The sequence below is a fragment of the Methanoregula sp. genome (genome assembly GCF_035543475.1).
GTDB lineage: Archaea > Halobacteriota > Methanomicrobia > Methanomicrobiales > Methanospirillaceae > Methanoregula.
The window spans coordinates 1-10,686 of sequence record NZ_DATKKA010000034.1 but is presented as its reverse complement, the minus strand read 5'-3'; the positions used below and the strand labels follow the sequence as shown (position 1 = coordinate 10,686).

Below are 10,686 nucleotides of genomic sequence, written 5' to 3'. Positions count from 1 at the left end.
TCGGGAAACACCTGGTCTCATTCCGAACCCAGCAGTTAAGCTGACACACGTAGTATGCTGTACTGAGGTACGCGAGTCCCCGGGAACCATACCAAGCTGCTATCACCTTTCCTTCTTACACGGTATCTGTTCTTGTAATGTTTATCCTAAAGAGCGAATGCTCCCGTTATGTCATCGTATCGTTTAACATGGATACCGGCAGGTCCGCGACCTGCGATGAATGTACCGATCTGCTGACCTGTGTCCCGGCTTATCCGGCCCTGGGCGCATTCTCTTCTGCCTGTTTTGCCGGGCAGAAGTTACAGATTGAGAAGAAGACCTCTTTTTCCCGGTCCCGGATCAGGCAGTAGTAGATCCCGTTCCGGTCCTCGACACTAAATCCACCGGGAAACGGCATGCCCACGGGATGGCCGGGTTTTTCGAGGACAAACATGGTAAATGCAGCCATGAGGTAATAGAAGAACCGGTGCTTCGGCGAGTAGTGGAACGGGGTCCGCTCCGCGAGCTCGTCCCAGGTAAAGCAGCCCTCGGGGATCATCGCGCAGAATTTCCCGAAGGTTTCGCGGTCCCGGATTGGATCCTGATCCTGCCGGAACGCACCAGACCGGTACATCAGGAGGAGCCGGTGGTGGGCGCCGAAGAGCTGCTCGTGGAAGAACGGGCGGACCCGGCTCCGGTAGGGTTCGGGCAGGGCGTCCACTTCTGAAAAAAGCCGCCCGCCGATCACCTGAAGGTCCGCTACGGTATACCCGCTGACTTCCTCTGCGAGGATCCCGCACAGCTCCCCTTTTGTCCTGGCCGCCGCAAGACGGCGTGATGTGGCTGCGATTTCCTCTTTTTCTGATGCAGGGGGTTGAATTGCGCCCGTCATGGGATCTGGGTCCAAACCGGAATAACTGAGGTACCGTGCGTGCCGGCACCATATTATCCTGCCTCATCCGGTATTTGCTCCCGGGGTATACTGTACCGACACCTTAACCATGGACAACAGGCAAATCTCTGCATACTATATGGTCCTTTCCCGGCGATCTTCCTGCTGCTGCAGACCGGCGGCTGTCCTGCTGGCACTTGCCGCCCTGATGTTCCTTATCGGAACCCCGTCTTCGGCTACCCTTGTCCTTACCGGTACGGTGTTCTCGCCATCTCCCCCGCTCGTTGTCGCGGGTGGAGAAAATGCAACCAGTTCTTTTGTCATCCTTCCTTCGGGTGCCACCACGTTCTCCCGGTACCACACACTCCAGATGCAGACCGGTCTTCCTGGTGCCCGGTGGAATATCCAGGTGCTGGTCAACGGCGCTCCGGCTGCGCAGCAGTCTGCATCGGGCGATACAGCATTTGTGAACGGATATCTCCTCTCGTACCCTACCACAAACGACGTCTCGTTAACGGTCCGGGTTAACGGGACAGTCCCCGCCGGCACCGGATCTGATGTCACGATCCTGCAGGTCACCGAGCTCGACAATGGCGGGGCACCCGTTCCCGGGGGCAGTGTCACGGTCAGTGCGCCCCGTGCAACACCGGTACCGGTAAATGGTACCGGTTCCGAGGAGCCGGTGGCGATGACAACGGTGGTGTCGCCAACCCCACAAGCCCGGTCCCCCGGTTTTCTTCCTCTTACCGGTCTTCTCGCAACCGTGGCTGCAGCAGCGATATACGGTCTGCCCCGGTCACGGCGCTGATCCTACCGGGCATTCCGTGACGTTTCTGCCGGGAGCCATCTGCTGACCGCCGCTGCGCCTGCACCGCCCAGCGCAAGGCAGGCACCGATCACTACAAGGCCGGCATGCGTGCTGCCGGTCACCTGCGTCAGGTATCCCATGAGGGTAGGCCCGACAAAACCACCGGCATTTCCCACGGAATTGATAACAGCGATCCCGGCCGCAGCGGTTATCTCGGCGAGAAAGATCGAAGGGAGTGTCCAGAACGGCCCGAATGCACAGAATATTCCCACCGTAGCAATGACGAGCAGGAGAAATGCCCATCCCGGGGAAGCAACAACCCCGGATCCCGCCAGCGCCAGTCCGCCGATCAGGGGCGGGAGAGCAGTATGCCAGCGCCGTTCCCCGGTCCGGTCAGAGTGCCGCGACCAGAGGATCATCGCTACGCCTGCACAGGCATACGGCACCGTCATGATCAGGCCGATGGACGTATTGGAGAGGCCTCCATTCATCGATCGGATGATCTGGGGCATCCAGAATCCCAGGCCGTACAGGGCAATAACGAGCATGCAGTAGACAAGAGCAAGGTGCCAGACCCGCCGGTCGGTGACCACCGAGGTCAGATCGCGGTGTCCTCCCTGTTTCTGTCGCTCGCTGTTCTCCTTTCGGATCTCCCCGGCCAGCCAGTCCCGTTCCTCCTGTTCAAGCCAGCGGGCATCCTCCGGCCTGTCGGTCAGGTACCAGTACGTGACCAGGCCGAGGATCACCGCGGGCAACCCTTCCAGGACAAAGAGCCAGCGCCAGCCTTCCATGCCAAACCAGTGGATGGAATCGAGAATCCAGGTGGAGACCGGCGCACCCACGATGGTGGAGATGGCCAGTGCGGTCATCAGGAGCGCTACCGCCTTTGCCCGTTCGCCCTCGCGGAACCAGTAGGTGAGGTACAGGAGGATGCCCGGGAAGAACCCTGCCTCCATCACCCCAAGGACGAACCGGAGCACGGCCAGCTGCAGTGCACCGGTGGCAAAAGCCGTAATTATCACGACGATCCCCCAGCTGATGAGGATCCGGGCAATCCAGGTCCGGGCCCCGGTCTTCTGGAGGATCAGGTTGCTGGGGAGTTCGAATAAGAGGTACCCGATAAAAAAGATCCCGGAGAGAAAGCCGAAGACCTCACTGGAAAGCCCCAGCGCACTGTTCATCTGGAGTGCGGCAAAGCCGAAGTTCACCCGGTCCAGGTAGGCGATCACGTAGAGGAGGATAAGAAACGGCAGCAGCCGGGCGCTCACCTTTTTGAGCGTCCGCGGCCCGATCTCCTCGTTCTCGCGGGTATTCACGTACAACCGGTATATCCTTCCCCCCATTATGCCTGTTGGAACACATCCTGTGCCGGGCCCTCCCCCCGGACCCCCGGACGGTCCGGGCCGGTGACACGAGGATCAGCTATACAAATTCCTGTACCCCACCTTGTTGTATGGATAACACCGAGGCGGCCCGGAACGCCCTTCGCGGAACAACGATTGCGGAAAAACTGGCATCGATCGGTATCGAGCGGGGCCGGATGGTCGAGATCCGCCATCTCGATTCGGTTGGCAGGGACTACGGGATTGCCGTGTACCTCTTTTTTGAAAAGGATCTGGCCATGAACCGGACGCTTGCCCAGGTAGAAGCAGAGTTCCGCGGGGTCCCCGAGTACGAGCGCCCGTACGTCCGGGTGGACCGTTTCCTCGCGTTTACGCAGGAGAATGACCCCTCATTTCTCCGCACGCTCGATGAATTTCCCATGATGATCGAGATTGCATCGGTCAGCGAAGAGCCCGATCCCGCCACCGGCCGTTCCTTGCCGGTCATTATTGGCCTGATGCCGTTTCTGGACGAGTTCGATGTGGATGTCGACCTGACGAAGCAATCAGGACAGAATCTCCGGTGATCCTCCTGCAGCTGAGATGCTGCGGGAAGTTCCTGCCGGGAGCAGGGTGAAGTACCATGGCAAAAAAAGTGCACCGGTTCATCTGGCAGTTCGTGATCGGGTTCGGTTTCCTCTCCGGGCTCTGGACAGCCATCGGCATTAACCCGGAAAACGTGCTCATCAATGCCCTGGGTACTGCGGTCACGGCGCAGTACTCGGATCCCGCGCTCCACACCTTCTTCCTTCTCCTGCCCACCCTTATCCTCATCGTTTCGGTTGCCGGGGCATACATAAACGGCAGGGTCCCGGGCCTGGTTGCCGTCCTGCTCGCCTATGTGGCGGGGCTGGTGATCCTTTCCCATCTGGTCGCCGGCCTTGTCGTTCTCTGTGCTGCGATGGTGGTCGCGTATTATGCAGCCCGTTCGCGCCGGCGGTGAGGTCGTGGGCATCGCACCAGTATAAATCCCGGCACGACATATAAGACCGGTCATGAGTCTGTTTCCCAAAAAACATCTCATCTGTTTTTTTGATACCATAGCCCCCAGCAAATACCTGTTGAAGTTCAGGAAACTGGCTATGTTCGAGCCGTTTATGGGATACGATATCGCACAGCGGGGCAGGCTTCCTCACTACGGCAGTACCGAGCGGAAACGGTTCTCGTCGGATTTAAAAAAGATCCGGTCCGATACTGACCTCCTCCTGGAGGACATCGAGGCCTACCAGATCTATATGGCCACCCGGATCACCCGGAAGATCCCCGGGGATATCGCGGAGGTCGGGGTATACAAGGGAGGGTCTGCCAAGATCATCTGTTCGATGAAGGGTGACCGGATCCTCCACCTCTTCGATACCTTTGCCGGCCTGCCCCGCGTTGATGACGTGGACGCGGTCTGGCCGTTCTACGAAGGGAAGTTTGCCGCGTCCTACGATGAGGTTAAGGCATACCTGGCATCGGAGAAGAACGTCCACCTGTACAAGGGGCTCTTCCCCGATACGTCGGGACCGGTCCAGGACAAGACGTTCTCCCTGGTCAACCTTGACGTGGACACCTACGAGAGCACGAAGAAGTGCCTTGAGTTCTTCTATCCCCGGATGAACCCCGGGGGAATGATCGTCTCCCACGATTATCTTACTGCCCCGGGCGTCCGCAAGGCCGTGGACGAGTATTTCGCTGACAAGCCCGAGCCGGTGGTGGAGACCTCCGCCTCCCAGTGCATCGTGATAAAATTATAACGGCTGATCACGCCGTCCTTTTTTGTCCCGGCATCCCGCCGGGTCGAATGTGCAAAAAAAGTGGCCGGAAAAACCGGTTATTCCCTGAAGATCAGGATCCCGAAGATGATCAGCATCAGGCCGGCAAGGAGGACCACGATCCCGATCAGGCCTTTGACTGCAACGATCACGTCGGGCAGGAAGGCCCAGATCGCATAACCCCCGAGAATCAGCAGTACAATACCCACTACCAGTGCAGCAATTCCAGTCTTGTCCATATGAATCTCCGCTATAATCTCTCTGAATCGTCCCTTATAAGCGTGTTGCCGGAAGCGGTCCCGGAAAGTATCAGCGGAGGAGAGAACACAGCGTTCAGGTCCGCACGATCCTGAGGATCTCGACAGCGATCTCCTGCACATCCCGGGTGTGGAAGGCAAACGATCGTTTCAGGGGAAAGGTACCGGCAACCCTGCCGGCGACCCTGCCCCGCCCGGCAATGTATGCCTCCACAAAGGGGGTCGAGCCGGCGTTAAAGATGCCATACGTCACCGGGGCGATGGCAAGGGCACAGTCAATGAACGGCCGGTCGGCATGCACGTTCTGTTTCTGAGCGCCAAACGGCGGGTTCATCACCACGGTATCGCAGGGTCCGATTTCCTCTGTACAGGCCCACCCGGCATCTTTACCCGTACCGCCCAGGTCGGCCACGATAAAATTCACTTCTGCCCCAAGCAGCGCCGCATTCTTTTCCGCAGTGCGGAGGGCATCCGGGTCGAGATCTATGCCCCGCACCGTCTCGGCACCAAGCAGCGCAGCCCCGATGGCGAGGATACCGGTGCCGCAGCCGAGGTCCGTGACCGCCGTTTCCGCAATATCGCCGCTGACAAACGCATCATAGAGGAGCCGTGCCGCAAGAGTGGCCGGCGTCTGGTACTGCTCGCGGGCTGCCCGGGGCTTCTCGAAGCCGGCGCAGCGCTGCAGTGCCATCTCCAGCTGCCTGAGTTTCATGCAATCTCGTCGATGGTGTAGTCGTCCCACGCCCGCACGCCGCAGAGGATCTCAAACTCCTGGGGGGAGAGGACGGGCCTGCCAAACCGTACCTGGTCATCGTAGGCAAGGCGGGGGCAGGCGGTGTTCACGTAGCAGTCGAAGCCGAGATTGAGGATCTGGTCGGGGGTCACCTCGCGCAGGGTGATCACCACCGCCCCGGGGGCCAGCCCGGCAAGCCGTGCAGCCAGCGCCCGGCGCTCCTGCCCGCTCTTGGTGCTGAGAATGATGCCGAAGGACCGGGCCGCTCTCGCTTTTTCAATAACCGCAGAACGCCGGCGCAGGAGGGATTCGGCGCTCACCTCCTGCGCAGTGCCGGCAAGCGGGTCGAGCGCGATCACCCGGGCTTTTGTGGCAAGGGCAATACCGATCGGGTGGAAGATCCCGGTACCGACAAAGAGGATCTCCCGGGCAGCGGTCGCTTTTGCCGCGGCAAAACTGCACCCGAGCACCTGCCCCCGGAGCGGTGTCCGTGGGGTTCCCCCGGCCACCCGGGCCTCGTGGCCATGGGAGGCAAGGAATGCTTCCATGGCCGGGACGAGGTGGGTATGCTGGACCGTGGTGACAAGGCCGACGGTCTTTTCATGGAGCAGGGGCAGGGCCTGTGCCAGGACTGACACATTGAAATCAACCTTCCATGGTTCGAAGATGATCTCCGGGCGGTCATCAACCGGGGTGTGCCCGAAATGGACAAGCACGTCTGCCTGCCCTTCAGTGACCATATCGAGTGCAAGGTCGCAGGCCCCGTAGCAGGGATCCCCGCTGACAATCACGCCGAATCCTGCAGCTTTCAGATCCGAGGATATGCCGGCTGCCTGCCTTTTCAGCCCCTCCGGGAACTGGAGGGCGACCTTGCGGGCCCCCCGCTTTTTGAGTTTTGTAATCAGATCAGATGAACCGTTCAACCACATGCACCCGGTCGTCAACCTCGATCTTGACAAGCGACTTGTAGGGCCGGCCTATGTCGGGATTCCCACGCTGGATCACGATGCAGACGTCCCTGACTTCGGCACCCGCGATCTCCAGGGCAGAGAGGAGCGCCTTCATCGTACCGCCGGTGCTCACCACGTCATCGATAATGATGACCCGGTCTCCTTTGTACACGCCGTTGAGGTACAGCTCTCCCTTGGAGTAGCCGGTCTTCTGGTGCACAGGGATCTCATGCGGGAGTTTGTACTCGCGTTTGCGCATGACAACCATGGGGATATCGGTCATCACCGAGAGGACAGCACCGATGTGGATGCCCATTGCCTCGACCACCACGATCTTGTCCACATTGTTGAGATCAAGGACTTTTACCATCGCGCTGCACACATCGCGGAGCAGGGCAGGAGTTACAAGCGGGACGCCGTCGGTGATCGGGTGGATGAAATAATTATATTCGCCCCTTTTTACCATCGGGCAGGTTTCCAGGGATTCTACCAGTCTGTCAAGCATGCATATCACCAAAATCTTTTAAGAATGCCTCGATACTGTCGCTCCGGACGTGCGGCATGCAGACGATACGGAGGTGACCGTTCCGTGTCCACGAGACCTTCCAGGGGGCAGGAGCCCGGGTGCAGGCAAAGGTCGCTACGTTCACGTCGGGGGTGGCAGCGGGTTCGATGCCCAGTGTTTTCATCCCGGCGATCAACCGCTCCGTGTTCTTCATGCAGCCGGCAACAACAGCCTTCATACCGGAAACCCCGAGATAGTCGAGGACGGCGAGGGCCCCGGCCACCGGGGCTCCCGGCCGGGTGCCGGCGAGGGTGTACTCCTTTTTCACCGTGAGGTAGGGGGTGTCGATATTGAGCGCATCGAGCATGTCCGGCTCCCGGGTGAGCAGGACACCGGCAGGGATGGTGCTCATGCCCATCTTGTGCGGGTCTACCGCGATCGTGGTAACCCCTTCAAGGGAGAAATCAAAGGGGATGGGACGGGATAGGAACGGGATCACCATACCTCCGAACGCCGCGTCCACGTGCAGGAAGACATCGTGCTGGGCGGCAATCTTTGCAAGGTCTGCAATCGGGTCGACCATCCCGTACTCGGTGGTACCGGCAACGCCTACCAGGCAGACGGTATTTTCATCGATCAGTTCGGCTGCCTTGTCGGCGGGCATCCTCCGGTCAGCGCCGAGAGGCACGCTCCGCATCTCCAGGCAGAGGAGTTCGCAGGCCTTCTTGAAGGAGAAGTGGACGGATTCGGGAAGAACAATGTTCGGGCAGGTCCTGGGCCGGAGCGCCTTTGCAAGCCGGAGCGCCTGGATGTTGGACTCGGTCCCCCCTGAGGTGGCATAGCCGCCGGCATTTTTGTGATGGAACAGGGTGCCAAGGCGCTCAACGAGCAGGCGCTCCAGTGTTGCGGTCCCGGGAAAGAGCCCGGGGTCGCCAAGGTTCGTCTCCATGAACATGCAGTGCGCCCGGATCGCTACCGGGTGCGGGAGCGTGCACATGGAGCTCAGGATGTACCGGTGGTCTATGTCCTCCTTCTTGTGCGAGGATAAAAAAGAGAAGAGCTCGTCTTCGGCTAACCCGTTACTGAGCATCGCGGTTTCTCGCAGCTTCAAGGATGATGCGTTTCTCGGTCTTTGCGACCGCTTCCCGGATCTTTGCAATGGCATCGATGTTTGCAGAGATACTGGTGATCCCGTGTTCCACGAGCCAGACCGCCATCTTGGGGTCGGACCCCGCCTGTCCGCAGATCGAGCACTCGACATCATATTCGCGGCACTTCTGGATTGCAGAGTGGATCAGGGCGAGGACTGCCGGGTGCTGGGGGTTGTACATGTCTGCCACGTTCTCGTTGTTCCGGTCAATGGCAATGGTATACTGGATAAGGTCGTTTGTCCCAAAGGAGGCAAACTTGATACCGGCCTGGAGGAAGTCCTCGATCATAATGGCACTGGCCGGGATCTCGATCATGATCCCGAGGGTTACGTTCTCCACATCCACGCCCCAGCCCCGCATCATCTCCTTTGCCCTGATGAACTGGTCAGGGTGGGAGACCATGGGGAACATGACGCCGAGGTGCTCATAGCCGGCCTTCCAGAGGCGCTTGAACGCTTCCACCTGGAGCCGGAACTGCTCTGCGCTCTGGAGGTCGCGCCGGATGCCCCGCCAGCCGAGCATCGGGTTGTGCTCGTGGGGTTCGCTCTCGCCACCCTGCATGTTCCGGAACTCGTCGGTGGGGGCGTCAAGCGTCCTCACCCAGACGGTCTTTCCCGGGAATGCATCGAGCACGATCTTGATGCCGTCATAGAGCTCCTTGACGAAGTCCTCTTCCTTATGGTTGGCAATGAACCAGCCTGGGGTCTTGTTGAGCCCGAGGATCAGGTGCTCGATCCGGAGCAGGCCGACACCGTCCGCGCCGGTCGCTGCAGCCCGTGCCGCAGCCTCGGGGATCGAGACGTTTACTTTCACGCTGGTCGCCGTGATGAGCGGAGCGCTGCCGGCAAGGGCTGCGGGTGCAGCTGCGCCCGCTTTTGCCTGTGCCGGGCTGCTGACTGCCCCCTCGTAGACAATCCCCAGTTCTCCATCGACGGTAACGACCTGTCCGTTCTTGAGTTGCTGCGTGCCGGTCTTTGTCCCGACTACTGCAGGGGTGCCCAGTTCCCGGGAGACGATGGCTGCGTGGCAGGTCATGCCCCCTTCATCGGTCACGATGGCGGCGACCTTTCTCATCGCCGGCACCATGTCCGGGTTGGTCATGCGGGTGACAAGGATGTCCCCCTCCTTGACTGAACCCGTGTCCTTTACATCCCGGATGATGACGACCTTCCCGCTCGCGATTCCCGGTGCCGCCCCCTGTCCTTTCAGGAGAATTTTTGCATCCTTGCTCTGTCCTGACATGCCCTTTGCCTCTTTCTTCCCGATTGTCGTGATCGGCCGGGACTGGAGGATATAGATCGTCCCGGCAACAATGCCCCATTCAACGTCCTGCGGTACCCCGTAATGGTTCTCGGCAATCTTGCCGTACATCGCAAGTTTTGCGATCTCCTCGATGGAGAGGACCTGCGCGTCCTGCCGTGCCGGATCCACGGGAACGAGCTTCGTGCCATGGGACCCGTCGGGGATAATCTCCACTTTCTTGTTGGCGATCAGGGTCTCCCCCACGGTTTCCGTCCTCTGGTCAAAGACATAGTGGTCCGGCGAGACTGACCCGGAGACGACCGCTTCTCCCAGTCCCCACGATCCCTCGATAATGGTCGTGGGTTCCCCGCTGATCGGGTGGGAGGTGAACATAACCCCGGCCTTCTCCGAGTGGACCAGCTGCTGGACCACGACTGCGATATTGACCGTATGCTCTTCGAATCCCTGCTTTGCCCGGTAGTAGATCGCCCGTGCCCCGTACAGGGAGGCCCAGCAGTTCTGGACCGCAGAAAGAAGTGCTGCTTCTCCCTTGATGTTGAGGTAGGTCTCCTGCTGGCCGGCAAAGCTTGCATCCGGGAGGTCTTCTGCCGTGGCACTCGAGCGGACCGCGACTACCAGGTCTTTTTGTGCCATTTTCTTGTACGAGGCCCTGACGTCGTCTTTTATCGAAGCCGGCATCTTTGCCTTGATCACCAGCGCCTTTATGGTATCGGCGGCCTTTTCAAGAGCCGCATTATTCTCTACGTCGATATTATCCGAGACCTTGAAGATCTTCTGTTCAAGGCCGGTCTCGACCAGGAATCGCCGGAATGCCTGGGCAGTGACAACGAACGCCGGGGGAACCGGAAGGCCGATCGAAGCCATCTCACCAAGGGACGCACCCTTGCCGCCCACGGAGGCGATATCCTCCTTCCTGATCTCTTCGAGCCATAGAATATTGGGCACATCTTTCATGCTCGCACCACTTATGATCTCACCTCCCCCCTGTTTAAGTATTATCATCTGCCGG

Annotated in this window: 12 protein-coding genes and 1 rRNA gene; 5 read left to right on the top strand and 8 right to left on the bottom strand. The window is 59.7% G+C overall.

The features are described from left to right. Positions 1–105 (top strand): 5S ribosomal RNA (gene rrf / locus VMS83_RS10945); the annotation flags it as partial. A gap of 145 nt (positions 106–250) precedes the next feature. Here rrf and VMS83_RS10940 read toward each other — a convergent pair. Beyond that, on the bottom strand, positions 251–871 hold the full coding sequence (locus VMS83_RS10940; protein ID WP_325412711.1) for a DUF2115 domain-containing protein: 621 nt from the start codon (positions 869–871) through the stop codon (positions 251–253). A gap of 109 nt (positions 872–980) precedes the next feature. Here VMS83_RS10940 and VMS83_RS10935 point away from each other — a divergent pair, with 109 nt between their 5' ends. Then, positions 981–1,679: an Ig-like domain-containing protein gene (locus VMS83_RS10935; protein ID WP_325412709.1), complete on the top strand. Its 699-nt coding sequence runs from the start codon at positions 981–983 to the stop codon at positions 1,677–1,679. Positions 1,680–1,681: 2 nt separating this feature from the next. Here VMS83_RS10935 and VMS83_RS10930 read toward each other — a convergent pair whose 3' ends face one another. Beyond that, the gene (locus VMS83_RS10930; protein WP_325412707.1) at positions 1,682–2,995 is read right to left on the bottom strand and encodes an MFS transporter; all 1,314 of its coding nucleotides are present in this window, start codon (positions 2,993–2,995) and stop codon (positions 1,682–1,684) included. A 137-nt stretch (positions 2,996–3,132) separates the two neighbouring features. On the opposite strand from VMS83_RS10930, the gene VMS83_RS10925 reads away from it, so the two are divergent. The 3 genes from VMS83_RS10925 (at position 3,133) to VMS83_RS10915 (ending at position 4,800) form a co-directional block, all read left to right on the top strand. Beyond that, on the top strand, positions 3,133–3,588 hold the full coding sequence (locus VMS83_RS10925; protein ID WP_325412705.1) for a hypothetical protein: 456 nt from the start codon (positions 3,133–3,135) through the stop codon (positions 3,586–3,588). A gap of 56 nt (positions 3,589–3,644) precedes the next feature. Beyond that, positions 3,645–4,004, top strand: a complete 360-nt coding sequence (locus VMS83_RS10920) for a hypothetical protein (protein WP_325412703.1) — start codon at positions 3,645–3,647, stop codon at positions 4,002–4,004. A 139-nt stretch (positions 4,005–4,143) separates the two neighbouring features. Then, positions 4,144–4,800 carry a TylF/MycF/NovP-related O-methyltransferase gene (locus tag VMS83_RS10915; RefSeq protein WP_325412701.1) on the top strand — a complete coding sequence of 219 codons (657 nt, stop codon included), beginning with the start codon at positions 4,144–4,146 and terminating at the stop codon, positions 4,798–4,800. Between the two features lie 77 nt (positions 4,801–4,877). Here VMS83_RS10915 and VMS83_RS10910 read toward each other — a convergent pair whose 3' ends face one another. The 6 genes from VMS83_RS10910 to ppsA all read right to left on the bottom strand — a co-directional run bounded on the left by VMS83_RS10910 (position 4,878) and on the right by ppsA (position 10,631). Further along, positions 4,878–5,057 carry a hypothetical protein gene (locus VMS83_RS10910; RefSeq protein WP_325412699.1) on the bottom strand — a complete coding sequence of 60 codons (180 nt, stop codon included), beginning with the start codon at positions 5,055–5,057 and terminating at the stop codon, positions 4,878–4,880. Positions 5,058–5,151: 94 nt separating this feature from the next. Beyond that, positions 5,152–5,787: an METTL5 family protein gene (locus tag VMS83_RS10905; protein ID WP_325412697.1), complete on the bottom strand. Its 636-nt coding sequence runs from the start codon at positions 5,785–5,787 to the stop codon at positions 5,152–5,154. Further along, a complete protein-coding gene (gene dph2 / locus VMS83_RS10900; protein ID WP_325412695.1) occupies positions 5,784–6,737 on the bottom strand; it encodes a diphthamide biosynthesis enzyme Dph2 in 954 nt (317 codons plus the stop codon). Before dph2 ends, VMS83_RS10905 begins: the two co-directional genes overlap by 4 nt. Continuing rightward, on the bottom strand, positions 6,715–7,263 hold the full coding sequence (gene hpt, locus VMS83_RS10895; protein ID WP_325412693.1) for a hypoxanthine/guanine phosphoribosyltransferase: 549 nt from the start codon (positions 7,261–7,263) through the stop codon (positions 6,715–6,717). Before hpt ends, dph2 begins: the two co-directional genes overlap by 23 nt. Further along, positions 7,256–8,353, bottom strand: coding sequence for a tyrosine decarboxylase MfnA (mfnA, locus tag VMS83_RS10890; RefSeq protein WP_325412713.1), 1,098 nt, complete (start codon positions 8,351–8,353; stop codon positions 7,256–7,258). The genes hpt and mfnA overlap by 8 nt, the downstream gene beginning before the upstream one ends. Further along, entirely contained in the window at positions 8,343–10,631 is a 2,289-nt protein-coding gene (ppsA, locus tag VMS83_RS10885; RefSeq protein ID WP_325412691.1) for a phosphoenolpyruvate synthase, read from the bottom strand. Before ppsA ends, mfnA begins: the two co-directional genes overlap by 11 nt. Positions 10,632–10,686: the final 55 nt, after the last annotated feature.